The organism is Gemmatimonadaceae bacterium (assembly GCA_035606695.1).
In the GTDB taxonomy this organism is placed as follows: Bacteria; Gemmatimonadota; Gemmatimonadetes; order Gemmatimonadales; family Gemmatimonadaceae; genus JAQBQB01.
In genome coordinates this window covers 40164-66235 of sequence record DATNEW010000040.1, presented here as the reverse complement: position 1 = coordinate 66235, position 26072 = coordinate 40164, and the positions used below count along the sequence as shown (strand labels likewise).

General features: G+C 64.6%; 28 protein-coding genes. 9 read left to right on the top strand and 19 right to left on the bottom strand.

All coding sequences use genetic code 11. From position 1 onward, the window contains the following. The first annotated feature begins 202 nt into the window (after positions 1–202). A complete protein-coding gene (locus VN706_21765) occupies positions 203–1000 on the top strand; it encodes a hypothetical protein (GenBank protein HXT18274.1) in 798 nt (265 codons plus the stop codon). Positions 1001–1087: 87 nt separating this feature from the next. Here VN706_21765 and VN706_21760 read toward each other — a convergent pair whose 3' ends face one another. Further along, positions 1088–1348, bottom strand: coding sequence for a GlsB/YeaQ/YmgE family stress response membrane protein (locus tag VN706_21760; protein ID HXT18273.1), 261 nt, complete (start codon positions 1346–1348; stop codon positions 1088–1090). Positions 1349–1526: 178 nt separating this feature from the next. On the opposite strand from VN706_21760, the gene VN706_21755 reads away from it, so the two are divergent. Then, positions 1527–2069, top strand: coding sequence for a CAP domain-containing protein (locus VN706_21755; protein ID HXT18272.1), 543 nt, complete (start codon positions 1527–1529; stop codon positions 2067–2069). A 7-nt stretch (positions 2070–2076) separates the two neighbouring features. Here VN706_21755 and VN706_21750 read toward each other — a convergent pair whose 3' ends face one another. The 3 genes from VN706_21750 to VN706_21740 form a co-directional block, all read right to left on the bottom strand. Then, entirely contained in the window at positions 2077–2520 is a 444-nt protein-coding gene (locus VN706_21750; GenBank protein HXT18271.1) for a DUF1569 domain-containing protein, read from the bottom strand. Further along, positions 2517–4952, bottom strand: coding sequence for a protein kinase (locus VN706_21745; GenBank protein HXT18270.1), 2436 nt, complete (start codon positions 4950–4952; stop codon positions 2517–2519). The genes VN706_21750 and VN706_21745 overlap by 4 nt, the downstream gene beginning before the upstream one ends. An 85-nt stretch (positions 4953–5037) precedes the next feature. After that, positions 5038–5520, bottom strand: coding sequence for a hypothetical protein (locus VN706_21740; protein HXT18269.1), 483 nt, complete (start codon positions 5518–5520; stop codon positions 5038–5040). Between the two features lie 93 nt (positions 5521–5613). Between VN706_21740 and VN706_21735 the strand changes: the two genes are divergently transcribed. After that, a complete protein-coding gene (locus VN706_21735; GenBank protein HXT18268.1) occupies positions 5614–7026 on the top strand; it encodes a serine hydrolase domain-containing protein in 1413 nt (470 codons plus the stop codon). An 80-nt stretch (positions 7027–7106) separates the two neighbouring features. Here VN706_21735 and VN706_21730 read toward each other — a convergent pair whose 3' ends face one another. The 3 genes from VN706_21730 to VN706_21720 all read right to left on the bottom strand — a co-directional run bounded on the left by VN706_21730 (position 7107) and on the right by VN706_21720 (position 11017). Continuing rightward, positions 7107–7559 carry a four helix bundle protein gene (locus VN706_21730; GenBank protein HXT18267.1) on the bottom strand — a complete coding sequence of 151 codons (453 nt, stop codon included), beginning with the start codon at positions 7557–7559 and terminating at the stop codon, positions 7107–7109. Between the two features lie 166 nt (positions 7560–7725). Next, positions 7726–9048 (bottom strand): hypothetical protein, encoded by a 1323-nt coding sequence (locus tag VN706_21725; GenBank protein ID HXT18266.1) that lies wholly within the window; start codon positions 9046–9048, stop codon positions 7726–7728. 1 nt (position 9049) lies between these two features. Continuing rightward, positions 9050–11017, bottom strand: coding sequence for a hypothetical protein (locus VN706_21720; protein ID HXT18265.1), 1968 nt, complete (start codon positions 11015–11017; stop codon positions 9050–9052). 879 nt (positions 11018–11896) lie between these two features. On the opposite strand from VN706_21720, the gene VN706_21715 reads away from it, so the two are divergent. Beyond that, the gene (locus VN706_21715) at positions 11897–12271 is read left to right on the top strand and encodes an NFACT RNA binding domain-containing protein (GenBank protein HXT18264.1); all 375 of its coding nucleotides are present in this window, start codon (positions 11897–11899) and stop codon (positions 12269–12271) included. Between the two features lie 25 nt (positions 12272–12296). Here VN706_21715 and VN706_21710 read toward each other — a convergent pair whose 3' ends face one another. The 4 genes from VN706_21710 to VN706_21695 all read right to left on the bottom strand — a co-directional run bounded on the left by VN706_21710 (position 12297) and on the right by VN706_21695 (position 16169). Beyond that, positions 12297–13205 carry an HNH endonuclease gene (locus VN706_21710; GenBank protein HXT18263.1) on the bottom strand — a complete coding sequence of 303 codons (909 nt, stop codon included), beginning with the start codon at positions 13203–13205 and terminating at the stop codon, positions 12297–12299. A 23-nt stretch (positions 13206–13228) separates the two neighbouring features. Then, positions 13229–13906: a hypothetical protein gene (locus VN706_21705; GenBank protein ID HXT18262.1), complete on the bottom strand. Its 678-nt coding sequence runs from the start codon at positions 13904–13906 to the stop codon at positions 13229–13231. Positions 13907–14092: 186 nt separating this feature from the next. Then, positions 14093–15244, bottom strand: a complete 1152-nt coding sequence (locus VN706_21700) for a hypothetical protein (GenBank protein HXT18261.1) — start codon at positions 15242–15244, stop codon at positions 14093–14095. Positions 15245–15500: 256 nt separating this feature from the next. Then, positions 15501–16169, bottom strand: coding sequence for a DUF6629 family protein (locus tag VN706_21695; GenBank protein HXT18260.1), 669 nt, complete (start codon positions 16167–16169; stop codon positions 15501–15503). Positions 16170–16372: 203 nt separating this feature from the next. Between VN706_21695 and VN706_21690 the strand changes: the two genes are divergently transcribed. Both VN706_21690 and VN706_21685 read left to right on the top strand, forming a co-directional pair. Then, on the top strand, positions 16373–17755 hold the full coding sequence (locus tag VN706_21690; protein HXT18259.1) for a serine hydrolase: 1383 nt from the start codon (positions 16373–16375) through the stop codon (positions 17753–17755). A gap of 39 nt (positions 17756–17794) precedes the next feature. Further along, positions 17795–18247, top strand: a complete 453-nt coding sequence (locus tag VN706_21685; GenBank protein ID HXT18258.1) for a hypothetical protein — start codon at positions 17795–17797, stop codon at positions 18245–18247. A gap of 25 nt (positions 18248–18272) precedes the next feature. Here VN706_21685 and VN706_21680 read toward each other — a convergent pair whose 3' ends face one another. Genes VN706_21680 through VN706_21670 form a run of 3 tightly spaced genes read right to left on the bottom strand, consistent with a single transcriptional unit; the run spans position 18273 to position 20238 of the window. Continuing rightward, positions 18273–18530, bottom strand: a complete 258-nt coding sequence (locus VN706_21680; protein HXT18257.1) for a PIN domain-containing protein — start codon at positions 18528–18530, stop codon at positions 18273–18275. After that, entirely contained in the window at positions 18493–19074 is a 582-nt protein-coding gene (locus VN706_21675; protein ID HXT18256.1) for a DUF4126 family protein, read from the bottom strand. The genes VN706_21680 and VN706_21675 overlap by 38 nt, the downstream gene beginning before the upstream one ends. Positions 19075–19128: 54 nt before the next feature. Further along, positions 19129–20238, bottom strand: coding sequence for a DNA polymerase/3'-5' exonuclease PolX (locus VN706_21670; protein HXT18255.1), 1110 nt, complete (start codon positions 20236–20238; stop codon positions 19129–19131). Positions 20239–20401: 163 nt separating this feature from the next. Here VN706_21670 and VN706_21665 point away from each other — a divergent pair, with 163 nt between their 5' ends. Beyond that, positions 20402–20794 carry an ester cyclase gene (locus VN706_21665; protein ID HXT18254.1) on the top strand — a complete coding sequence of 131 codons (393 nt, stop codon included), beginning with the start codon at positions 20402–20404 and terminating at the stop codon, positions 20792–20794. On the opposite strand, the gene VN706_21660 is transcribed toward VN706_21665, so the two are convergent. The 4 genes from VN706_21660 to VN706_21645 all read right to left on the bottom strand — a co-directional run bounded on the left by VN706_21660 (position 20775) and on the right by VN706_21645 (position 24247). Beyond that, positions 20775–22361: a M28 family peptidase gene (locus VN706_21660; protein ID HXT18253.1), complete on the bottom strand. Its 1587-nt coding sequence runs from the start codon at positions 22359–22361 to the stop codon at positions 20775–20777. The two genes, VN706_21665 and VN706_21660, sit on opposite strands and share 20 nt — an antisense overlap. Next, positions 22358–23098 (bottom strand): DUF1080 domain-containing protein, encoded by a 741-nt coding sequence (locus tag VN706_21655; GenBank protein HXT18252.1) that lies wholly within the window; start codon positions 23096–23098, stop codon positions 22358–22360. Before VN706_21655 ends, VN706_21660 begins: the two co-directional genes overlap by 4 nt. Positions 23099–23226: 128 nt before the next feature. Beyond that, positions 23227–23619, bottom strand: coding sequence for a hypothetical protein (locus tag VN706_21650; protein HXT18251.1), 393 nt, complete (start codon positions 23617–23619; stop codon positions 23227–23229). Between the two features lie 148 nt (positions 23620–23767). Next, complete coding sequence (locus VN706_21645; protein ID HXT18250.1) at positions 23768–24247, bottom strand: Uma2 family endonuclease; 480 nt, start codon at positions 24245–24247, stop codon at positions 23768–23770. Positions 24248–24393: 146 nt separating this feature from the next. Between VN706_21645 and VN706_21640 the strand changes: the two genes are divergently transcribed. Together VN706_21640 and VN706_21635 are read left to right on the top strand one after the other, a co-directional pair. Next, complete coding sequence (locus tag VN706_21640; GenBank protein ID HXT18249.1) at positions 24394–24948, top strand: hypothetical protein; 555 nt, start codon at positions 24394–24396, stop codon at positions 24946–24948. A 245-nt stretch (positions 24949–25193) separates the two neighbouring features. Then, complete coding sequence (locus tag VN706_21635) at positions 25194–25592, top strand: VOC family protein (GenBank protein ID HXT18248.1); 399 nt, start codon at positions 25194–25196, stop codon at positions 25590–25592. A gap of 25 nt (positions 25593–25617) precedes the next feature. Here the strand turns inward: VN706_21635 and VN706_21630 are convergent, their stop codons facing one another. Next, the gene (locus VN706_21630; GenBank protein HXT18247.1) at positions 25618–25977 is read right to left on the bottom strand and encodes a hypothetical protein; all 360 of its coding nucleotides are present in this window, start codon (positions 25975–25977) and stop codon (positions 25618–25620) included. Positions 25978–26072 lie beyond the last annotated feature (95 nt).

Here is a 26072-nt window from a genome sequence, read left to right as displayed (position 1 = left end):
GGGGGGGGGGGGGGGGGGGGGGCCAGTTCGCGGTGGGGCGCGCGTAGTCGTTTGTTTGCGATACTTGTATGCCCAACGGATTTCATGAGAGAGTCCTCATCGAACTCCGCGTTGCGCATTTCGGCCGAGGCTCCTATCGTCGAGCCGCTCGAGCCGGCCGATGACGGTCTCGCGAGCGTTACGTTGGCCACCGGGCTGCGCCATGATCATCAAGAAGAGTGACGTCGTCGTCGCATGTGACACAACGCTGAAGAAGTTCGCGACGTCCCCCGATCCAGCGGTCGCCGACGTGCAGAAGAGCTCGAAGGTGGCGATCATTCCGCAAAACGCGATCGACACCGCCGTCTACACGGTCACGTTCTCGGTGCCGTTCCTGATGCTCGTCGCTGATCCCGAGCCGTTCACGCGTACCCTCTCCAACATTCTGTCGACGATCCTCGGCTCCAGTCTCTCCGTCTCGGCGTTGATCAATCAGATCGGCAAGATCGAGACGGACCTCGAGGAGATCGCGAAGCATCTGAAGACCAAGTCCGATACGGGGAACCTGGCGTTCTTCATCCCGATCACAACGAAGAACGCCTGCAACTACACGGTGTCGGCGCGATTCGTCGGCAAGGTTCTGATCGACGACGACAGCACGGAGGACAAAGCCGGCGTGAATGCCTATGCCCAGTGGGACGGCGCGCCGGCGCCGACAGCGAAGCCGATCGAGTTCCCGGGCGAATGCAACACCGATCTCTCGACGATCAGCGCCGCTGCCGGCGGTAAAGGAACGGGCTACGACACCGCGTCGGTGTTCCTGAGCGCGAGCGTCACGACCGATGGCGGCATCATCAACACGGAATTCTCGTCGGTGTACGTCGAGGAAGTCATCGTCACGATCATCGAGACGTGTCCGTCAACGACGGTGCCCGTGAAGGACGGCCCGAGACCGACGCCGGAGGCGCCGCGTCCGCCGGCGAAGAAGCGGGGCCGCAAAGTGGCGAAGCGAGTGGGGTGAGGCGCGCGAGCTAGCGACTCGCCCCAACTCCTCGCCGAGTGATTCGAGGTCAGCCGGATCGACCGAGGCTCGCGGGTAGTGGCGCCCTCAGGGCGGTGACGAGCGAGTGAGGCTGCGAATGATTCGCAGCAGCACGAGCAGCACCACCGCACCGATGAACGCCACGATGATGACGCCGGCGAGTCCGCCGACCGGGACCGTCGCGCCCAGGTGGCGAAGAATCCACGCGCCGACGAACGCGCCGGCGATGCCGATCACGATGTCGGCGATCAGGCCGTAGCCGCCGGCAACGAGCGATGCGAGAACGCCGGCGACGAGACCAACGATGAGCCAGGTCAGGATGTCCATCGACACTCCGGAGCGGTTTCCGGGAATGTAATCGTCTCAGTGTGTCCAGCGACGTGAAGGTGCGAGGCGCTCCGCTCTCGTGTCATCCCGAGCGGAGGCGCGAAGCGCCGCTCGGGATGACAATCAACAACACCCACGGCTGAGCTGACCGGCGCCGATCCGAAATCGTCGTTCAAGCATGAGACTCCCCTCCCTCCGCGGTGCGATCGAGCTCGCCGTTCCGCTGGTATGCGCGGGCCTCGCGGCCTGCGAGGTGATCCCAACGAGCCCGACCGCGTCCGAAGCGCCGAACACGCCGGTCTCGGCTACGTCGCCCGCGGTCGGTTCGGCCGCGACCATCAGCTCGGTGATCTCGCTCACGAATCAGGCGCGCGCCGCTTCAGGCGCCAAGCCGCTCACCGAGAACGCGTCGCTCGATCGCGCCGCCGCGATTCTCTGCAGTGAGATCGCGCAGACGGCTGTCTGGTCGCATACGCAAACTGGAACGGCGTATCCGCAGATGCAGGACCGCGCGAATGCGGTCGGATATGTCTGGCGCGCGCTGGGCGAGAATCTCGCCGGCTCGAACACGCCCGACGCGCAGCACGTCATGGACATGTGGATGAGCTCGCCCGATCACAGGTCTAATATACTGAATGTGGCATACACCGAGATCGGTGTGGCGCAGCTGCAAGCTGGATCGCTCGTGTGCTCGGTACAGGTATTCGGATCGCGAAGCTGAGTCGCGATCAGACTCCGAACTGCCGAAAATGATGGTCCACGTGGCGGTAGCCCAAGGCGCCCCACGCGCGCGGTGACAGCGCGCCGAACAACGGATGCTCGCTCCACGGTTGCCGAGGATCACGCGCGCCGAACCGCTCGAGCGCCGCGAGGAACGCGTCGACTTCGCCCGTCCACTCGCCCGGCGGGCGCGCGATGAGCTCAGGCATTGTCGGCGCTCCCTTCGGCCACGGTAGCCAGTAGATGAGCAACTGCTTGAGCGGCGCGTATCGCGCGATGCTCCGCAGCTGACCCACTTTCAGCTCGCCCAGGCTCATGCGCAGTTGATCGGTGATGTGCACCATCATCTGGAACGCGTTCATTCGCCCCCATTGGGGAGTCGCCGACGGCGCGAGTCTGCGAACGCGGTCGCGCAATTCCGTTCGGTCTGCTTCGTTCCACAGTGTCTTCATCGCGGAAAGCCTCGTCCCAGGGAAGTGGCCGGCGGATGATACTGACTGGCATCGAGCCCAAATTGTCGCAGCACCGCGGCGAAGCGCGGCGATGGCCAGAGCCGTGCGAACGCCGGGTCGGCAACAGAGGTGGATTGGCGCATCATCTCGTGTCGCGCCGGCAGCTTCTCGATCCAGCGCAACGCCTGCGCGGTGTCGCCAAGCCCAACGTACACCAGCGCGACGTTGAGCGCCGCCACGGAATGACGCGCGTCTTCCTGCTCCAGCTGGCGTAGCGCGTCGAGCGCCGCCGCGCGGCGCCCGGCGATGGCATCATAGAATCCTAATACGCCGATTCCCGTGACGCCGGCCGGCGAGCGGGCCAGGAGCTCGAGCGCCTTGTCGACGCTGTCCTTCGCGTAGAGAACGCGCGCGTAGCTGCGGAGCGAACCGGCAAACGTGGGATCGAGATCGTACGCGCGGCGTGCATGCGCGTACGCGGTGTCGATCTCGCCGTCGAAGAGCGACATCGTGGACATGACCGCCGCTTGCACCGGCGACAGTGGGTCGAGCTCGATCGCCCGCTGCACGATCGGTATCGCCTCGTGCACGCGCCCCTCCAGAAACAACACCTCGGCGAGATACTGCAACGCGTTCGCGTTGCTCGGATCGAGACGGCGCGCCTCCTCGAACGCGGTGATGGCGCCCTCCCAATCCCACTGCGTCGTCCGCACGTTGCCGATCGCCGTATGTGCTTCAGCCAGGCGGCTATCGAGGCGCAGCGCGCGTTGCGCCGCCGCGCTCGCCGGCATCTGCACGGAATCGGCAGGAGCATTCTCATACAGCGGCAGGAGCGACAACGACTCGGCGAGACCCGCCCATGCCTCGGCGAACGTACTGTCGATCTTCGTCGCCGAATCGAAGAGCGCGGCGGCGCGACGCAATCCGCCGCCGCGATGATACTCCAGCGACCGCGCGCGCAGATACAGATCGTACGCCGCGGCATTCCTGGTTCCGGGACCGTGCAACACCGCCTCGCCGCCGGCGACGAGGCGTGCGAGCGAATCGGCGAGTTGCCGCTGCACGTCGATCAGGTCATGCGCCGCATCGGTGCTGGCGTCGATGGTCGCGACCGTCGCCGCATCACGACCTCGAAGGACATTCAACGTGACGCGCACGTATTGGCCGTCGCGCGCCAGCAAGCCCGCGACGAGCGCGTCGGCGTGCAATCGCGCGGCGACGTCACGGGGCGACGCAGCGGAATTTCGGAACGCGGACGCCGACAGGCGGGACGAAACCGTCAAACCAGGCTGACGTCGCAGCGTCTGACTCAACTCATCAGCGATCTGATCGCCCATCTCGGCCAGCGCGGTATCGCCCGCCGGCGCCGCGAGCGGCAGCACCGCCGTGGAGTGAACGACACCGAGCGCTTCGACAGTTCGATGCGAGCGAACGAATCGCGTCGCAATTACGCTCAGCACGAGCGCGCCGATGACAACGGCTGCGCCAGCGACGGCGCGTCTCGTCACGCGCGGCTTCGCATCGCCCAAGCTGGAATCGTTAGACGATTCTGATACGGCGCGCTCCCCGCGCACGGAGTCGCGCCGCTCGATCTCGTCGAGCTCGGCGACCACTTCCTGCGCCGTCGCCGGCCGATCATCCGGCGATTTGGCGATGCACCGCATGATCAGCGACGCCAGCCGACGCGAGAGCTCGGGCACACGCTCGGCGATCGAGGGAGGTGCCTCGGCGACGTGCGCGGCGACCATCGCGTGCAGCGTTCGTCCGGCGAACGGCGTCGCGCCCGTGAGAAGCTCATAGGCGGTCATGCCCAGCGCGTAGAGATCGACGCGATGGTCCGCGGTGGGATCGCCGAGTGCTTGTTCGGGCGCCATGTACGCGGCGGTGCCGACGGTGACGCCCACCGTCGTCAACGTGCCGGCTTGACCCGCATCGATGCGCGCCGACGCGAGCGCCTTAGCGATGCCGAAGTCCGTGACCACCGCGTAGCCGCCGGATTCGAGCACGTTGTCGGGCTTGATGTCGCGATGCACGACCCCTTGTGCATGCGCGTAAGCGAGCGCCGACGCGACGTCGCGCAAAATGCCCGTCACCTCCGTCTGCGGCAGCGAACCCTCGCGCACGAGCCGCGCGCGCAGTGATTCGCCGGCGACGTACGGCATGGTGTAGAACGGCAGTCCGTCGAAGTCGCCAACGGTGAGCAGCGGCACGATGCACGGATGCTGCAACTGCGCCATGAGACGAATCTCGCGCTCGAAGCGATCGGCGTTGACGCTGCCCGCGACCGCGGGCGGCAACACCTTCACCACCACCGTGCGGCCGAGTGCTTGCTCGTGCGCGACGAAGACGCGCGACATGCCGCCGCCGGTGAGCTCGCGCTCGATGCGGTAGGCGGTTCCGAGCGCGTCTTGTAGTCGGTCGCGAAGCTCCATCAGGGTCAGGCTGCGGGGCGTGGCCGAGCGGGCAGGAAAAGTTACGGCTGGGACGCGCGGCCCGCGAGGGACGCGGGGTGCAATGTCAGTCGGCGTCTGTGCGCTTTGCGCGCGCGCGCCGATGTTTGCGCCGTTCGTACATGTAGATGACCGGTGCGTAGAACACGGCGTCGGCGGCGAGCTTGCCGATCACGAGGCCGAATACCGGCCCGGCGAACCGAATTCCGAGCGTCATCGCGAGCGGGCGGGTCACGAACGTATCGATAACGCCGGCGGGCCCAAACTCAGCGAGCAACCCCGTGGCGACGTTGCTTGCGTGCCGCACGTGTTGCCGTCGTTCGACCTGCGGAGACGCGTGCACCTCGGCCGTGTAGTCACGCACGACCATCATCAGCACGTAGCCGATGGTCTCGCCCCACGCCGCGGCGTAGCCGGCCGCGATCGCGCTGTGCATCGATCGCCGCACGATGACCGATGCAATGAATGCGACGGTCAGGCCGGCCAGTTCCGCGGGCCCGTATCGGAGCAGCCACTCGCGAAGCTTTCGGCGGAAGGACATGCTGGGCATGCCTCGATACTAGCATGCGGGCCGAGTTGCGGCACTGTGGCCGAGGGGCGCAATATGAGTGTCGTGAAGATCTCCCTTCCTCGCATCGCTGTCATGGCGACCGCAACGACGGTTGCCGCAATGCACGCCGTCGGCGCGCAGCGGATGCCCACGCGCGACAGCCTGTTCGCCGCGGTCGATCGCGCGGCCGCGCGCGACATGCAAACCCTCGGCATTCCCGGCATCGCCGTGGCGTTCGTCGACAGTGGGCGCATCGTGTACGCGAAAGGGTACGGCACGTCGAACGTCGAGACCGGCGCGCCCGTCACGCCCGACATGCTCTTTCGCGTGGGCTCGATCACGAAGCTCGTCACCGCGATCACCGTCGTCGCCGAAGCCAAGGCGCGCGGCATCTCGCTCGACGCGCCCATCGCGCGATACATGAAAGGCCTGTCGCCACGACTTGGCAAAGTCACGCTGGCGCAGCTCCTCGAGCACACGGCGGGTGTCGCGGAGATCATCACGGCAACGCCGATCGACGAAGACGAGAACGAAGACGATCTCGTTCGCTCCGTTCGCGCGTGCACGGACGCGATGCTGTTCACGGAGCCGGGCGACGTTCACTCGTACTCGAATCCGGGCTACATCCTCGCGGGCGCCGTCATCGCCGCGGCGAGCGGCAAGCGCTACACGGATCTCGTAGCGGAGCGAGTGTTGCAGCCGGTGGGCATGACGCGCGCAACGTTCGCGACACAGAGCGCGGTCACGTGGCCGTTCTCGCAAGGGCACATCGGCGCTGTCGGCGCGCCGCCGCAGTTGGTGCGACCCGTCCTCACGGATGCGCGACATCTGCCGTCCACCTTTTTGTGGGCGAGCGCGGAGGACATTGCGCGCCTCGCGATCGCGGTGATGAATCACGGCATGATCGACGGACGGCAGGCGATCGATCGCGCGGTCATTGAGACAATTGTGAAGCCGCGCATGGCGTTTCCCGGAGCGACGAACGTCTTTGGCGGATTAGGCGTGATCGTCAACGAGGGGGGCGTACTGCTGTGGAGCAAGAATGGGCGGATGAACGGCTTCGGCTCGCGGGTGGCGATGGCGCCGACGGTGAATCGTGCGTTCGTTGTATTAGAGAACCGGCTCGATGCGACGCCGACGGCGACGCAGCGTGCTGCCACTGAGGCGATCGGAGCTGGTGGGCGGCAGCCGCCGCCTGTCGATACGACGGGGCGGGTTCTTCTGCCGGCGGAACTTGTTGGGCGCTATCTCAATGGTACGCGCGTGATCACCGTCAGCGCGCGCAGCGGCGGTGGTGACGCGCTCGAGATCGTCGATCGTGATACGACAGAGAGAACGCTGCGCGGATCGGGGCGCATCGTTGGGTGGAATGCGCTCGAGCTTCGGTTTGCGAATGACGAAACGAAGGCGACCGGGACGATTCGGTTTACCGTGATTCGGGACGCGAGTGGGGGCGTCAAGTATCTATACACGGGAGAGCGGGCGTTTCGGCGGCGGGGGCGGTAAGAGCGAACCGAAAAGGCGAACCGAAACGGCGAACCGAAAGAGCGAACCGAAACGGCGAACCGAAACGGCGAACGCCTTTCTCAACCTTTCTTCTTCACTCGCTTCTTCGCTCGCTTCCCCTTGGGCACCTTACGCCGGCTCCTGGCGTCAGCGCGGCGCTGACGTTCCCTCGCCTCGTAATTCGCCTGCACGACGTCGCGCAGCGACTCGATCATGCGCCTCGTACAAATCACGGTGCCGTTCAAATGGAACGCCAGCGACCTCGGCACGATGCCGTACTCCATCACCGTCACGAGCTGCGAGGTCAACTCGTTCGCGGAACGCGCCGCGGTGTCCAGATACTTGATGTACTCGCGCTCGAAGCTCGAGCCGCGCCCCTCGGCAATGTTATTGCCGATCGACTCCGAGGACCGGGTCATCTGATCGCGCAGGTCCGCGTAGCCGCGCCTTGGGAACAGGGCGACAAGCTGGCGCGTTCGCTCGGCGACCTGGATCGCGGCCTGCCACGCGCGCACTCCGTTTGGTGATGGCATGGCGGAATGCTATGCATCCGAGCGCCGTGGCCCGTCATCATTCGACTTCCGCCGTCGCCTTTTTGCTTCCGCTCTTTTCGTTCGCCCTTTCGGTTCGCCTTTTCGGTTCGCCGTTTCGGTTCGCTCTTTCGGTTCGCTCTTTCGGTTCGCTCTTTCGATTGCTCTCCTACCTCCCTTCCCTCTCAATCCACCCTTGCAGCTGCTCCGCCGTCTGCGCCCCGAGCTTCTCGCCGACCAGCACTCCATCCCGAAACAGCAGCGTCGTCGGCATCTGATTCCTCGCCTGCGTCAACCCAAGCCCGCGCGACGTCAGGGGAATCCTCGGCACACTCGTCTCAAACGCCGCCCACTGCCTCGCGATCTCTTGCTCCGCGCTCCCCGGATCCGCCGCCGCCGCGATCGACACGTCCGCTCGCTCCCGCGCGAAATAATCGCGCGCCTGGTCGAGCTCAGTGAACGCGATCTGGCTGTGCGTGCTCCACGGCGCCCAGATCAACACGACATTGAGGTGATGCTGCTGCCGCTCCATCCCAGGAAAGATGTCGTTCCACGTGCGATGCGACGGCAACGGCTCGGCCGCCGCGGGCAGCGGACGCGCAGGGACGTCGAGCACGTTGCTCGCGAGCACGAAGCCGCGATAGTCCGGGCCGTCATAGCGGAACTCGAGCCGGCCGTCGCGCGTCCAGCTCGGGAACAGCGCCGATCCGCCGAGTCCCGGCAGCGTGCGGATCGTGCGCTTCTCGAGGTCGACGATCTGAATGTCGTAGCCCGACCCTTGAGGCTTGAGCGAGTGGAAGGCGATGTATCGGCCGTCCCACGAGAAGTCCGCCTTCGCGCCCTTGATGCCCGTGTCGAAGATGTCGTCGCAGTTGTCGACGTTGCGCACGACGATGTTGCCGTCGACGAACGTCGTGATGCGCATGCCGTCCTTCGAGATCAGCGGGCGCTCGCCCGTGCCGATCTTGTCGCATTTTTTGACCGTCGCATACGGCAGCACGGCCTTGCCGTTATTCAAATAGTAGTAATGGCTGTCGATCGTCATGATGAGATCCTTCCCATCGCGGCGCGCCCAGCTGTAGTAGTCGCCGAGCCCGTTCGGGGCGACGTTGCCGGCGACGGTTCCCGTCTTCATGTCGCGAATGCTCACGCCGTTCGTGCCGGAGTAGATGATTCGCGTGCCGTCGATCGACCAGTACGCGTCGATGCCGCCCTCGGTGTACACCACCTTCTTCGTCGCGAGGTCGACGACCGTCTCCTGCGTCCGGATGCCTCTCGGATGCCGCGCGTCCGACTGCTCGCTCGCGTACACGAGCGTGCGCCCGTCGGGCGAGATCCGCGCGTAGGCGAACACGCCTTCCTTGGGGCGGAGCGTGTAGATGTGCGCGTACTGCGGCCCAGACACAGGCGTCGGCGGCACGGTTGGCACCGGCCGGCCGGCGGCGCCGAGTAGCGCGAGTGGGGCGATGAGCCAGCGCTTGTGAGTTGTCATATTAGTGTTTGTGATCATCGCGCAGCGACGAGAGGTCCATCGTGAACACTCGGCTCGTCGAGCGTTCGTTGGTGACATAGAAGATCGTGCGGCCGTCGGGTGACAGCGACAGCTCGCGGGTGAAGACGCGGCCCGGAATCGCAAGCACGCGCTTCGCTGATTTCGTCGCGATGTCGATCACATAGACGCCGACGCCGTCCACATCGTCCGAGAAGCCCTCGACGAGGAGCTGTGCGCCGCCGGGGAGGAATTGGATGGTCGTCGTGCCGTTGACGAGTATGAACGGAAGCTGGATGGTCACACGACCGCTGCCGTCGCGGTTGACGATTTCCAGAATCCTGGGCTCGTCGCTCGAGGAATCGGTCGTGCGACGAAAGACGAACCGCTGTCGATCCGCAGAGACGGCGAACCAGCCGAGATAGCGCGCCGACACTTTCGGCAGCAGCGTCGACACCACTGAATCGCCATCGAATGCGGCGCGTTGGATCTCGGTGCCGCGAATCGTCACCGCCGACGTCATGTCGACGGCCCGACCGACACTCGGCGTCTTGCCAAGCGGCAGCTCGCGAGTGAACTGTGCCGACCCGTCGAGCGCGATGCGCTCGAGCGAGAGGCGCCGAGTGGCACCCGCTCCGCCGATCACGAGGGAAAGCGTGATCGCGCGCGAGTCGTCGGTCCACGACAGGGCCCACGCATTGGCGCGCGCGGCGTCGAATGTCTTGACGCTGCCGGCGGCGACGTCGACGATACTCGGGTGCAGCTCGCCCGACGTTCCTGCGTCGCCGAAGTAGGCGATGTGCTTCGCGTCGGGCGACCACGCGCCGAATCCGCGGTAGGTGTCGGGCAGCGCGATTGTCCGCGGCGACGATCCGTCGGCGTGCTGAATGCGCATCTCGCAGCGGCCGGCGGCACAGGTGACGAAATCCATCATCGTTCCGTCGGGCGACGCGAGCGGATCCGCGATCGAGGCCAGGCTGTCCGCAACGAGGTGAGTGCTACCGTCGGCGATCGAGAAGCTGCGCAGGCGCTGGACGTCACCTCGATCAGAGAACAGTAAAGTCGACGCGGCGAGCCACCCTTCGACGGTCTGGCCCCGCGCCACGGCGACCGTGCGCAGAACGCGGCCGTCGGTGTTCGCGACGACGAGGTTCGGCGGAAAACTCGAATCGCTGAAGGCGAGCAGCGATCCGTCGGCGGAGAGGCCCGGCCACCCGTTGGCGACCGGCGACGTCACGACGTCGATCTTCCCGCTCGCCAGCGACACCCGCTCGAGCGTGCCGGATCTCTGAACGAACTCGGGCTTGAGCTCGAGGCAACTCCAATCCGGATTGCATGGCACCGGCGGATTGACGCCGAAGTAGATGGATTGGCCGTCGGGCGACCAGCGGATGTTGCTGATGCTCGAGTGCAGTGAGCCGGCGAGCGTGCGCTCGGTAACGCGGCCGGTCATCGATGCGAGCGATCCAAGTTCTATAACAGCGACGCTTTGACTGACACCGCTTGCGTCGTCGCGCGCGAACGCCAACGACTTTCCGTCGGGCGCGATGGCGGGCGCATCGCCCGGCGTGACGCTCACGCGGCGTTCCGGGCCCGATGGAAGGCCCGTCCGCGCATCGAGCGGCAGTACATAGATGTAGTGCTCGGCCGCGCCACTCAGGGTCGCGCGTGCGTAGGCGAGGGCGTCAGCGCGCGGCGACAGCGTGAGATCGAATACTTCGCCCGGGGCGAGCGGGACGGTGCGCTTCGTGCCGCGATCGTAAAACCAGAGGGCGCGCGTAGAGTCGCCATAGTACACCCGCTGGGCGTCGGCGGTGAGCGCTAGTTGTGTGGCGCTTGTCGACGGCGGAAGGACGTCGATGAGTTGGGTCTGGGGCGGCGGCGCCGATTGGGCCGCAGCGGAGGTGAAGCCGGAGGCGGCCGAGAGTACGATCGCGAGCGGAAAGGCGGCTGCGGTGAATCGCGTTCGCATTCTGGCGCCTGAGGGAGGGAGGCAAATATTGGGTGGCGGGGGGAGATGCGCCAGAGTGCTTTGCGTGGGGAGTAGTTGGGGGAGAGGCGGGAGAATCGATGGAGGTGGCGGAAGATTGTTGTCACGTGGAGGCGGCAAGGTGACATGTCGTCTCGACGAATGGAAATGCGATTTACGGATCTGAGATGCAGCGTGACAGAAACGTGCAAGCTTCATCACCGATGGCGTACGTCATCTCGGCGAGCTATTGAGTGATCTCGTGGAGCGGCAACGTGAGCGGGTCAGTCAGGCCTATCGTCGCGCCGCAGTCGCATGCGAGCTCGCGGAGGTGCGATGTCGTCGCGCCGCGCGGGCAAGGCATCTCGCCGCGAGATCAAGTCGTGGCTCCGCGCCAGCAAGCGGTCGCGTCGGACGAGCAAGCGGTCGCGCCAGGAAAGCAATGGGTCGCGCCGCGTGAGCAAGGCATCTCGCGAAACGATCGAGCGATCTAGCCAAGCGAGCGAGCGCCCTGTCCAAGCCAGCAAGCGCTCTCGCGAAGGAATCAAACGGTCTCGCCAAGCTACAATGCGATCTCGGCAGATCGGCATTCGATCCCGGCCGACGAACACGTGCCATCAGCGGCCCGCCGCGGTCTCTCGCCGAGGGACATTTGGCGCTCCACATCGCTATATGGAGGCGCGTCGCCTTGCATTGGAGTCTCGTCGAATTGCCGAGGGCGAAAACTCCGCGAGCATCTGCGCAGGCCGCGCGGCGAGGACGGTGGCCGCGGAGACATGACGGCGAACCGCGAGCGCGAGCGCGGTCGGCGCTGCATCATTAGAGATGGCCGAACGTGATGATCTAAGCCGACGTCCAACCCCGCGAGGAGACTCGGGGCGGTTGCTCGAGTACACGCTGCCGGGTGGGTGGACGGTGCTCGCGGGACGGACGGATGAGGACAACGATCGGTTGAGTCTCAACATCGCCGCGGCGAACGACTACTGGTTCCATGTGCGCGGGATGCCGGGGAGTCATGTCGTGCTGCGATGCGATCGGGACGAGGAGCCGGATCGGGCGACGATCGAAAAGGCGGCGGCGATTGCGGCGTATCATAGCAAAGCCAGGAACGGCGGGACCGTCGCGGTGTCGTGTACGCTGGCGAAGAATGTCAGTAAGCCGAGAGGGGCGAAGGCCGGGACAGTCGAGATTCGGAAGGAGACCGTGCTCAAAGTGAGGCCCGCATTGCCGAGCGATTCAGCAACTTCGTCTGCCTGACGACTGGCCGTGGCATCTGACCGGTTCAGGCCGCGGAAAACTTGTCGAAACGCTCGGCCAGAAAGTCGCGATTCGGACGAAGCTGCGGCCTCCTCGGAAGGACGAGGCGAGATCCGTGTAGCTCTTGCAAGCCATGCTTGAGCATTGGTCCGTCTTTCTTCTTGAGAACGTCCAGGCGAATGTGCACTCGCGCGTCCGGATCGATGCCGAGAATGTCCGCATCGAACGCCGAGTGATGGATTTTGCACATTCCGAGACCGTTGGTCACGACCGGTTCGCCTTTTGGATGCTTGTCCTCGAGGATGTGCGCGGCGTCGAGCAATTCCAAATAGTTCAGACGGCAGATTGCACAACGGTCGCCGTACGCATCCAAAACGATCCGTCGAAAGTGCTGCTGATGTAGGCGTTGCATTACAGCGCGTGTCGCGTACGCACGTCCGACGGCAGCCATCGGAGTATCGACGAACCCAAGTCCGGACGTCGGCTGGTCGGCGACGAGCGTCACCTGCGTCGCGGTCGGATCGTCGGATGTCACGTACACCGGAAAGATCGCGTCGTACACGCCGGGGTCTACGGCCATCAGGTACACCAACGGACGCCTGAGCTCCATCGCGGTTCGCAACGCGCGATTGTCGGAGTGGTTGGGATCTTGGCCCTGATATTTGTAAATGAAGTGACCTGCCTCGACGTCTTGCTCATCTTCGTATGGCGAATCCGCGGACGTCTGAATACTTATCGCAGCGCCGTTCCGTCCGAGCACCGCGGGCTTGAAGATGCCCTTTTGGTAATTCCAGATTGGAATTCGCTCCCCGTTCAGGGTGACACCGACGCTCAATTCTGTGGCGGGAATTCGATCTCCGTAGCGCGATTTGAGCTGCTGCAGGCGCGCAAAGATGATCGATCGCAGCTGTGAGTCGGTATCGAATTCAGCCATCGCGCGTTGTTGTCAGGTCCGGCCTAGTCCAACAGGTGGTCGCGCAACAACAGCTTTTCGGAAAGTCCGTTCGGATAAACGAACGCCAGTGACGAAGCATCGAACTCCGCTCCCGCCGCGCCGATTATCGCGCGGTGGTTGGGGCAAACGACTACCAAGTTCTTGCTTACGACGTCCTCAGGACTGCTCGGCGGCGCAAGAAAACGAGTATCCGCGTACGCTACACCATACCGGGGCCTGAAATCATTGGTGCAGACCTGACATTTGTGGTCATAAAGCGATTTCAGCGCGTCGGTAAGCCACGGGTCGGCTGCGCGCCGAGAGTGCTCACGGACGGCGATTACGCGGCGCGGAGAGAGCCGGGCAACAATGTCATAGTTCTTAATCGCTCGGAGCAGCGGCACGACGCCGGCGAGCGCGGCTAATGATTCCGCGACAAGCCCGCCCTTTAGATACGGGCGAATCAGAGCTTCATCTTTCGGATCAATGTATTGGGCGTTCGTTTGGCCGGCGTAGTCACGACTGAGGGGGAGTCGCTCGAGGCTGAACGGGATCGCAGGCAGCGTCTCCGAACACTGGAGAATGTACTTCCAGGTCTTTCCCGCTTTCGGCCAATGAGCCCGGCTTTCGTTGCCAGTCAGGTCCCGGCGAACACTATCGAAGACCAGCGCGAACTCGATCCGGCGGTCCAGCTTTCCCAATCGTTCCGCGTCGGACTTGACCAGCTGGAGAAGAAGGAGCTCTCCGTGCGCTAGAGGCGGGTTTCGAGGCAAGGAGTCAACCGCGAACAGGGCCGTTCGTATGCACTCCTCAATCTGGCTGAATTGTACATTGAGTCGGCGCATAGTCTCCGTCGTTGAGCTCGGAAGGGACGTGTCAGCTCAATCCTACGCAGCCTGCTCAGACTTCGCGAGAATGATGTCCACGTTCATCCCTGAACTCGATTCAGAAAAAAACTCGTCAATCTCATCAATCGCTTCATACGACAGGAATCGCACTTTCTTGTCCAGCTCGAGCCGCTTGAACGTTGGCCGTTCGAGCTGCTTCCGCAGCTGACCCTTTCTCTCCTTCGGCGCGACGATGAACATCGGATAGAGCGTGTTCGGTGCAATGATGTTCAAGTCCGCAAATCGGAGCAGGCCCGAATAGATGGATGTCGAATTCTCGATCTCGTATGCGGCGCCGATTCGGAACTCCTGTTTCCAAACGACATCGATATTCTCGACGTACGAACGAGGTAAATCGATTCCGGCGGAAAACTCGGCATCGAACGACTCGAATTGGTACGCCTGCCGGAGCTTGTTTTGATCGTTTGCCGGGACCCAAACTCGCTCGCCTGCCTTTAGTCCGAGTCGAGCCAGCTTCCATTGCATGCGCACGTGGTCAGAAACGATCCGCGTTCTCAGGGCCTCGTCCAATTCGTTGCTCGTCAACGGAACGAGGTCATCCGGCGGTGCGATCTCGGGGACGATCGGAGGGATGATCTTCTGTGCGACCGGCTGCCCGTTCTGAATCCGTACAAGAATCGAGTACAGGTCATCGTACTTGTTGCTGAACTCCTCCATGCGCTCTGGCGCGACAGTCGTAAAGCCACGCAGTTGGAAATTCTGCGAGTAACCGAACAGAGAGCAGAATTCCGCGAACGGAACATTCAGCTCGCGCGAGTTGGCGATGAAGTAGATCAACTCCCAGCTCGTGTCGCCGTCGCCCTTTAATGGCCGCCACAGCTCACGCGACAGCTCCTTGCTTTCAGTCTTCGCAGCAACCTTGCCGATCAACTTGATCGAGTCGCCCTCGATGATGAGGATGTCATCACCTCGGGACATTCGCTCGAAATTGCTCCGGTTTCTCGGGCCGCCACTCGAGCCCCACACGGCGATCGGCGATTGACCAAAGACTGATATCAGCTTCGAACGAAGCGATGCCGAGACGCGCGGCGCGATCCGGGCTAGGGGAACGCGCTGCTTGATCGTGTCCTGATAATGCACCACCGCCTCGGGGTTTCCCGGCGGGATGTAGAGCAGGAACACGTTTGACATTCGAGAAATATGGGAGGGTCGCAACGCGCCGGCTATCGAGCATTTTCCAGTCACTTAGTCGAAGCTTGGCGCCGATCCGACCGCAATCGCTTGCTAACGCAGCCCCGTCCATGACTCGGCCTGGAGACCAAGCCCGCCATTCAATGCGTCGGGCAGCTTCGGGAGCCACACGTCATCCTGCCCGCTCCTAAGTGCATCCGCGATCTTGGCTGCCAGTTTCGGCTCGGCGAATGCGTCGCCGTGGCTGTGCACAGCGTCACGAAGGTCCGCGCATCCCCTCCACCGCCACCAACACCAAACAACTCACCACCGCCGCAAAGAAACACCACACCGACGTCAACGCCTCACGCCGAATGAGCATCGTCATCGCCACCGACACGACCAGCGCGCCGCCAATGACTCTCGCATAGCGAACCGTCGAAACGAAGAACGCCACGACAGTCGCCGACGCATACGCGAGCAACACCACGAGCTCGACGATCGGATTGCGCGACCCGGCCCAGCTGTAATTGATGGAGTGTCCCGCCACCGCCGCCACAGGTTGCCAGCGCGAAAGTAGCACAGCCGCTCCCACTCCAATCGCGGCGCCGAGCGCGCACAGCGCCGTGAGCATCTTCTTTCGCGCGGGGTTGCGCTCGATGAACCGCAACGACAACGGCGACCACACCGGCCACACGATGAGCGCGAACGCGAGGAACGCGTACACCGATAACCGATGAATCGCGCCGAGTGCGTCGGGAGTCGAGCCGCGCGCTGAATTCATCGTCAGCCACACGACTCCCTCCGCCACCTGCTGCGCCGCGAACAACAACGGCACCGCCGCGAACATGCGCGCAGGCGCCTGAACCTTGCGCGTGACCGACGCCACGCCGACGGCGGCGAGCACACCCGAAAGCGTAAAGCTCCCGGTGGCTGAGAAGCACATCGATCCCTGCCCGACTCGAGGCGGGGATACAGCCGTCATCCGCACGTATGGACGGCGAGTGAGATCGGCCGCCGCGCGGTCTCACGGTGTAAGCCTATGCTGCGATGTGGCTGCGTCGCTACTGATCCGCACATGCTCGCGAGCTCACGATTCGCCGTGACTCCCTCGACGCCGTACCTTCCATTGCCCCTTCGGAGCCGTCCATGCGCCTCGCCCTCGCCCTGTATTCGCTCCCCCTGACGTTCCCGCTCGCGGCATTCGCCCAGCGCCCGGTGTTTCCATCGGACAGCGCTATCCTGTCGATCCTCAAACAACGCGTCGCCGAGCACCGCAGCGCCGGCATCGTCATCGGCCTGCTCGATGCCGACGGGCACTCGCGCATCATCGCCTACGGCGACGCCGGCCCAGGCCAACCGCCGCTCGACGGCAACTCGGTCTTCGAGATCGGATCCATCTCGAAGGTGTTCACCGCGACAGTGCTCGCCGAGATGGTGCAGGAAGGCAAGGTGAGCCTGAACGATCCGGTGCAGCGCTACCTGCCCGCCGACGTGAAGATCCCCACACACAACGGCAAGGTCATCACGCTCGGCAGCCTCTCCGAGCAGAACTCGGGGCTGCCGCGGATGCCGACCAATTTCCATCCGGCGAACCCAGCGAATCCGTACGCGGATTACACGGTGCGGCAGATGTACGACTTCCTCTCGAGCTACACGCTGCCGCGCGATCCTGGCGCGTTGTTCGAATACTCTAATCTCGGGGTCGGGCTGCTGGGAAATGCGTTGTCGCTCGCGGCGGGCACGTCCTACGAAGACATGGCCCGCGCGCGCATCTGGCAGCCACTCGGCATGACACATACGGCGATCACGTTCACGCCGTGGATGCGCGAGCATCTCGCCCTGGGGCATGACGAGGGTGGAGCGGTGACGTCGAACTGGGACATTCCGGCGCTCGCCGGCGCCGGCGCCATCCGCTCGACGACGATCGACATGCTGAAATTCCTCGATGCTAATCTGCATCCCGAGCGCGGACCGCTCGAGCGCGCGATGGCGTTCGCGCACGCGGAGCGCGCGCCGGCGGGCGCGATGATGATCGGGTTGAACTGGATCATCATTCACGCCGGCGCCGATACAATCGTCTGGCACAACGGCGGCACGGGCGGCTATCGCACGTACATCGGATTCGTGCCGTCGCGCAAAGTCGGCGTCGTCGTGATGACGAACAGCGCCGGCGAGGGGGCGGACGACATCGGCGTGCATCTTCTGAATCCGTCACTGCCGCTGGTGCCCAAACCCGCGCCACCGAAGCAGCACACGGCGATCGACGTCCCCCGTTCGGTGCTCGCGCGCTACACGGGCACCTATCAGCTCGCGCCGACGTTCATGCTCGACGTGACGCTCGACGGTGGCGCGCTATGGGTGCAGGCCACCGCGCAGCCCAAGTTCAAACTGTGGGCGGAATCGCAGAAGGATTTCTTCCTCAAGGAAGTCGATGCGCAGATCACGTTCGTCACGGATGGCAGCGGGAACGTGAGCGCGTTGGTGTTGCACCAGAATGGGCTGGATCAGCGGGCGGCGAAGATTCGGTAGCGATAACGCGCAGCTTCACACTTTCCCGGGCGGCCAAGAATGACGACGAAGCTTTTCACCACCCTGCTGGCCGCCGTGGCGTCCACCGTCATCGTGTGCTCGTGCGCCGGCGACGCCGGCATCACCGTGGTCGCCGGCACGTGGAGCTACTCTCTCGAGGAAGGGATCCCGCTGCCGGGTCCGACGACGAAAAGCTGCAAAGCCACCGCAACCGGAACGGCGGCGGTCGCGAGCGATGGAACGTATTCGATCGCCTTCCCCTCGCTCTCGTGCAGCGGCTGCACCATGAGCGCGTCCACGACGGGCACCGTCAGCTCGAGCTCGATCAACGGCACCGTGACGGCGTCCATCTCCGGTTCCGGATGCAGCGCTCAAGGGCCAACGCCGAATCCCGCACCCGTGACAGGCAAGTGCACCAGCACCAACTGCTCGGCCTCGACGGGCGACGCCGCGAACTTCGCGGTCGACTACACGCTGAATCCACCGGGATGAGCTTCTAGTGCGACGCCGGGCCGTATCAATCCCACAGCGTCTCGAGGGGTCGGTATGCGCGAAGATGAGCATCAGCCGTGATCAGGATGGCGCCGAGTCCGAGTGCGGTGGCGGCGATCATGCGATCGGCGGGATCGCGAGACGCCAACCCTTCGAGCTGCACGGCGCGCACCGCGATGCGATTGTCGACTGGTACGAAGCTGAGCAACGGGAGGGCCTCGACGTTCGCGATCCAATCAGCGACATCAATCGTCAATGTGAGCCGCTTTCGGGAGACGAGCATGGCGATCGCCCAAAAAGGGTAGCAGCGCCGTGCCGGCCGCCACCACTCCGATCACGACCACATCTTCGACAAGCCCGGCCGCAAACTGCGGCATCGCCTCTGACAGCGCACGCCGCATGCGAAAGCTGAGCTGCGCCCTCGCGAACGCGGTGAGCGCGCCCGCGATCGTGTAGGGCTGTCTCGGCCGCGACTGCATCTGCGCGACGGCCGCACCAACGACAGCCCCAGCAAGCACTCGCCCAAAGAGCGGTCCGGCGTCGACGCGATCGGGAATGCCCGGCGCCTTGTCCGCCATCATCTCGAAGATCGCGAGCACGGTCGCGATGTTGGCGATACCGTCATCGAAGCGGCGAACGATCCGCGGAGCCGGACCCGACCTGCGCGCTTGCCTTGCCTGGCCTGCTCGCGCCCGCGCCACGGCGGCGATGCCGGACATCGTACGCGCGCCGCTCGCAGCCGCGAGGAGGGCGAGCGGAGCGAGCGGTGCGCGCGAGGCGCGCGAGGCGTGTGCAGCGGTCGTCTTCATCATGGCATTGGAAGTCATGACAGAACACCCGCGCAAGGACTCGGCCACGTGATGCCGTGCTCGAACCTTCCGTCAACGAGCGGAGCGACGCGCACGCGGCTTTCTGCTCGCCAACCACTCCATCAACCGATCGAGCGGCCAGCAGTTAATGACGCGATCCTTCGGCACTTGGGCGAGCCGCGCGTGCGCAATCGCGATCTCGGCATTCGCCAACTCGTCGGTCGCGTGCGCGTCGCTGTCGAGCGCGAACAAACACCTCGCCTTGACGGCGCGCCGAGCGAGGACGTAGTCGATGTCCTGCCGCGAGGGATCGCCGTCGATCTCGATCGCGACGCCGCTCTCCGCCGCCGCCTCGAACACGGCGTCCCAATCCGCCGACACGCCCGGGCGCGAACCGTACATGCGGCCGCGCGGATGACCGAGGATCTGCACGCCCCGCGTGCGCACGGCGGCGATCATCCGATCCGTTTGATCGGCTTCGGTACGCAGCATCGAGTGCGGCGCCGCGACAACCAGCTCGAGTTGAGCGAGCTCCTTCGGTTCCATGTCCACCGAACCGTCGGCACGGATGTTCGCCTCGATGCCCTTGATCAGACGGAATTTGCCGCGCAGGGCGCGGTTCACGCGGTCGATCTCTTTCTGCTGCTTGACGAGATCCTTCATCGCCACGCCATGCGCGATGGTGAGGCCGTATGAGTGATCTGTCACAGCACAATACTCATAACCACGCGCCCGGGCCGCATCGGCGATCTCGTCGAAGGCCTGGCCGCCGTCGCTCCAGACGGAATGCATCTGAAGGTCGCCGCGGTAGTCGGCGAGCGCGGGGCCCTTGAGCCGCTTGTTGCGAAGCGCCGCGACTACTTCCGACCGCGACAGAAAGTTGCCACGCAGCCCGCGGCGCTTGCGCACGTCGCGCGACTTTCCACTCGCCGCCACGGCTTTTTCGACGGTCGCGGACTTTCCCGTGCGCAGCACCTCGAGCACGACCTGCTCCGACTTGGGACCAACGTGCGGAATCTTCCGGAGCGTGCCGTCCGGGCGCAGATAGCGCTCAACGGGCTCGTCCAGATCGAGAATCGCCGCCGCCGCGCGCTTGTAGCCCCACTCGCTCTGCTGCGCCGTCTGAACGGCCGCGAGATCGCGCAGAAGGGCGGCAATTTTCCCATTCGTCGAGCCAGGCATGTCGGGCGAACATGGCAGAAACGGTACCGGTGCCGGGCGAGAACGGCGCCAGCTCGGGAGGGGAGCCTCCGCAACGATGAGAATTGCACGTCCCCGTTTTTGGGGACGGCAGGCTCGCGGGCGATCCGCGATCGTTCATCATCCTTTTCCAATGGACATTCGCGTGAGCTCACCCGCCGACGTCGCTCGCGGCGTCTTCGAATCACTGTTCGCCGGCGATTACAGCGTGTTCGACAAGCACCCGGGTCTCGCGGCGCTGCGCGAGCATTTCCCGCCGATGCGCGTGGCATTCCCGGACTTCCGCGCCGAGTTGAAGCAGCAGCTCGTCGATGGGAATCGCGTCGCGTTTCAATGGATCTTTCGCGGAACGCACGACGGCCCGCTGCTCGGCGTCGCGCCGACGGGAAGGACGGTTCAGTTTCAGAACCTCAGCATCTCGCGCGTCGAGGACGGGCGGATCGTGCAGTACAACAGCGAAGTGGGATGGTTGACGCTGCTCGGTCAACTCGGCGTCGTGCAACGGCTGGCGGAAGCAGCTACGGAATCGGCGCCATGAGCCCGGGCAACACCGGCGTCACGCGCGCCGGAAAGTTCGGCGAGTCGGCCAAGCGCCACGTGAGCAGCGCCGCGATCACCGCCTTGTCTCGCACCGCGGCGTACGACCACCCGCTCACGATCGAATCCGCCGCCGTGTGAATTCGTGCTTGCGCCGTGCGCACGTACGCCGCCATGGCGTCGGCCGGCGTATCAGGAAACATGAATATCCACGACGCGGGCACGCCGGCCTCGGAGAATGCCGCCGCGTCACTGTGAAATTCGGCGTGCTGGGCGGGCATTGGGTCGGCGACGGTGTCGTGTCCCGCCGCGTGCACCACGTTCGCGAACACCTCGTGCAGATCGGCGCCCGATGCATTGTACGAGATGAATCGCTTTCGGCCGGTGAGCGGTGCGCCGGGATCGTCGCCCTCGAGATTCACGTCCGCGGCAACACGCGCCAGCGGCCAGGTGGAATGCGCGACCCAATACCGCGCGCCGAGCCAGCCGAATTCCTCGCCGGTGGTTGCCATGAAGATGATGGTGTGGCGCGGCCGTGCCGTCGCTCCGACGATCGCGCGCGCGGCGGCGAGCAGGTCGCCGACCGCGATCGCGTTGTCCACCGCGCCGGCGTTGACGGAACCGTCGGCGTTCACACCAAACGCGTCGTGATGCGCCGTAAGCACCACGGCGGTGCCTTGCGCGCCGTTGTCCGTTCCGCGCAGCAGCCCGATCACGTTGCGACCGACGATGTGCTGGACGTCGGCGCGCACGACGAGCGTGATCGTCGAGTCGAGGTCGCGCCACACTGGCGCCGCATCGCGCGCGACAGGGCGTGATGCGACGGCACTATCGAGGCCGAGCGCGGCGTAGAGGCGCAGCGCCGCGGCATCGCTCAAGAGCATCGTCGGGCAACGCGCGGCAGGCGGCGGCGGAACGTCCGTACGGCGAATGACCGGATGCGAGTTGTTGGTGACCAGCTGCGCGAACGGGCGATTGGGCGGTTGAACGCCGGCAACCACCACCGCCAACGCGCCGGCGGGGCCGAATCGCTCGGCGAACGCTCGCGCGATGAACACTGCACTGCCGGTGCCCGGCGCGACTCGCGCGACGACGATCCGTCCGCGCACGTCATGAGCCGGTGTCTGTTCGTATGATCCTCCCGTGCGCACGAGCGCCACGGGCGCGGTGAGGACCGCGGTGTCGGGAGCTTGTTGTGTGAGAAAAGTGAAATCGTCGTGCCATCGGAGCGTGACGGCGCCGGCGACAAGGCGTGTCTCGGCACGCGGCGCGAGTTGAATGAGCGGGACGTTCTGGAAGAACGTTTTCTGATCACCGCCCGGTTCGAGCCCGAGCTCGCGAAAACGATCGGCGATCCACTGCTCGGCGCGCTCGCCGCCGCGGGTTCCGGGACGGCGGCCTTCCATGTCGCGGCTCGCCAGCGTCTCGGTGGTGCGGCGCATGACGAGCGTGTCGACGCCGTGCTCGATGCGGCGCTCGACGCTCGAGAGGCTGCTCGACTGTGCAGTCGCCGCGCACGGGAGTACGATCGACAGCAAGGCCGATCGCACGAGCGAGAGGCGTGTCACCCTTTGTGATCCGTCGTTTCTCGTACCCAGATATTCCGAAAGCTGATCGGCAGACTCGCATCGCCGTGCGCCTGCAACTTGATGGGCGAATCACCATGCGGCGCGTAGTGCGGCTGCCCGATGTACAACGTCGGCCCCTTGAGCGCCACGTGATTCTGTACGAGCACACCGTCATGAAACGCCGTCACGTATGCCGGCGACTCGAGTGAGCCGTCGGCGCGAAAGCGCGGCGCCGTCCAGATCACGTCGTACGTCTGCCATTCGCCCGGCCTGCGCGCGGCATTCACGAGCGGCGGATACTGCTTGTAGATCGACGCGGCCTGGCCATTCACGTATGTCTTGTTCTCGTACGAGTCGAGGATCTGCAGCTCGTAGCCGTCGTCGCCCGGGCCGGTCGAGGCGAGAAAGAGTCCGCTGTTGCCGCGCGCCTGGCCCGAGCCGGTGATGCCCGGCGGAATGCGGAACTCGAGGTGCAGCTGATAGTCGCCGAAGCGCCGCTTCGTCTGGATGTTGCCGCCCTGCTTGTTCACGGTGAGGATGCCATCGGCAACGGTCCAGCGCGCGGGCGACCCGTCCTTCACCGAGACCCACTGGTCGAGATTGCGGCCGTCGAAGAGCGCGATCGCATCCGACGGGGCATCGCCATCGTGTGCGCCAGGCGTGACGATCCTGGGCTCGGGACTCCAGACCTCGGTGTCTTCGGGGCGACCGGTGGGGCGTTGCTGCGCCGATGCCATGTGAGGCGCGGCGAGTGTGGTTATTATGAGAACTAGAACGAGCGCGTCGCGGCGAGGGCGAGGCATTGAAGGTCCTGGTGTCGAGATATCGTACATTCTGCACGATCGCGGCGCCCGGCGCGAGGAGGCTAGCTCGCCATCGCCATTGCCATCGCGGGCATTGGCCCGGCGTCCACCAATTGCCTGGCGTGCGGATCGACGCGCAGGTTCAGTCCCACGAGGGATCGGGCGCCAAGGAAAATGATGTCGCCAGGCTCGCCGAACACCACCTCATCGTTCGTTTCCGTGCCGCCCGCGTGCACAATCGCGTACCCGACGTCGCGATACACCGGTCGGCCGTCGGCAGTCCGAAATCCCGTGCGCTTCACGCGCGCGAGGCCCAGATCCATCAGCACCTCGGCGGGCACCCACGTCAACTCGGCGCCGGTGTCCACGAGTGCCTTTTCGATGACGTGTCGCGGTCCGCGATTCAGCGGGTTCTCGATTGCCATCGTCGTGCGGAAAGTTCCCATGTCCGACATGATAGCCTCGGGTGTGATCGGGACTCGCACCAAACGAACGCGACTCGGTTGAAATCACAAGGAGTCACGGCGGCAGCACGTCGCCAAAGAATGCGCCGAGATCGAGCGTGAACGGCTCCGACGCCCCATCGGGATGCCAGGTCAGCTTCTAGGCGATTATCTCCGGTCGCTCGTCCTCGGGGCGCCAACGCTCGATCGTGCGCGATGCTTCGTCGAGCACCCGGTATTCGGGCACGCGATTCCTCTGATACTTCGGCCGCTTGGTCACGCGATCATGCCGCGCCGAGCTCGGCGAAACGACTTCGACGGCGAGTAAGAGTTTTCTAATGACGTCCTGGCGTGTGCGAAGCTCGCCCGCTGGAACCACGAGCACGTCGGGCTGCAGAACGAGCCCGGGCTCGAACTTTACGTCGAGCGGCGAAAAGAACGTATGGCCGAGCGAGTTCTGGCGTACATACGGCGCGAGCAATTCGAACAAGCGCGCCACGAGGCCCTGATGCACCCAATGCGGCGACGGGGTCACGAGCACCTCGCCGTCGACGAGCTCCCAGCGCTCACCCGAGGGCGCCGCGTCGCGCGCCGTGTAGAACTCGGCCTCCGTCCATCGACGCTGTCGCTGCGCAGCCATGCCCATAATGTGCTCGGCAGATTGGAGAGGTGGCAAGGCGTTCACACAAGCAGGTCCTTCGGTCGCTGCGCTCCCTCAGGATGACAACGGGGAGGAGGCGCTCCCTCAGGACGACAAGGGAGGCGGCTAGCTTGCACGGCATGACGATGCGACGGTTTCGACGCATGCGACGGCAGCCCGCCGCGACGACGGATGCGCGTCCTCCCGCCGAGCGGCTCGAGGCGATGGTTCGAGAAAAGAACGACGAGCGGCGCGAGCGGATGCTCGGCCGCATCAGGGCCGAGATTCGCGGGCCTTCGGAATTGATTCCCTGGATGCGCGGCGCGCGCGAGCTGGCGGACCGCCTCATCACGAGCGACGACACGTTCTACTATCTCGCCGGACTGTTTCTCGACTCGGCGTTCGATGGCGTGGTGTACGTCGACGAAGAGCTCGTGCGCCTATCGCAAGCCATCGACGATATCGAGCGGGCGCACGGGCTGCGCGAGGATGAGAGCTTCGTGCTCCAAGACGCGCCCGACGAATGGACTGCCCTCAACACGCAGTGGGACGCGCGCATGGACGCGATTCTCGCCGACATGTTGAAGGGCGCCGGACAGACGGACGTCGCGGCGCTCCATCAACGCGATCGCGCCGAATTCGAGCGGCGGGCGGAGAAAGGGTACGCTGACTTCTGGAGGGACGATTTCGAGGACGAGTAACAGTTTTCTAATGCGCGGGGCCAGCCCTTCGTACGTCTGACGGCGGCTCAGGTTACGGTTGCATGGTTACCGGCTGCGGCGCGGTGCGCAGATAGCCACCACCCTTGTGGCATGCGACGAAGGCGGCGCTGACCAACAGGGCGACCACGGTGTATCGAACGAGGCGCATTGGATGACTCCGGAAAGGGGTTCAGCTCACCAATCGACGCAAACGTAGGAACGTTCCTGCGTGCTTATCGTTATTGATGCCCCATCTCGCGCTCGTCACCCTCATCGTCCGCGACTACGATCCGGCGATCCGATTCTTCGTGGACATCCTGGGCTTCGAGCTCGCCGAGGATGCCCCGTCGCTCACGAATGACGGCCGGCCGAAGCGGTGGGTGGTGGTGCGGCCATCTGGTGCGGAGACCGGGATTCTACTGGCGCGCGCCGACGGCGAACATCAAGCAGCGTTCGCCGGCAATCAATTCGGTGGACGCGTCGGGATGTTTTTGCGCGTCGAGGAATTTGAGCGAACGTATCAGCGGCTCGTTGGGGCGGGCGTGACGATCGTGCGGGAGCCGAGCGATCAGGCGTACGGGCGGCTGGCGGTGTTTCTGGATTGTGAAGGGAATCGGTGGGATTTGCTGGGGCCGGCGGCGTGAGGACGCGTCACGGTCATCCTGGGCGTTACCGAATCAACACCCCACTGTTCGCCAACTTCGGCCCAACCCTGAACTCGACCGTATCGCCCGCCGAAACATTCAGCTGACCACTCGATGCACGGCCAAACCCGCCGATCGGCGACGCCACGATGTATAGTGAACGCGCCGCGTACGATGCATCGAGCGAGAACATGCCGCTGCTCACACCGGTCACCGTTCTCAAACGCCGCGCCATGCCGCCCGACACCGCGAACACATCCACGTCATTGAAATTCTGATTCTGAACTTTCACGGCGATCGGCGCTGTCGGATCGAGGTCGCCATCCGCAAGCTCATTCGGACGCGCGCACCCCACCACCGACGCGGCCACGATCGCCCTAAGCATCGCTACTCTACGGTTGCCCCACATATTCCCCTCCCGTACGACAGTGCTTCAATCCCATGTACGTGATACGACACGCGAAGCACTAGTGTTCCCTG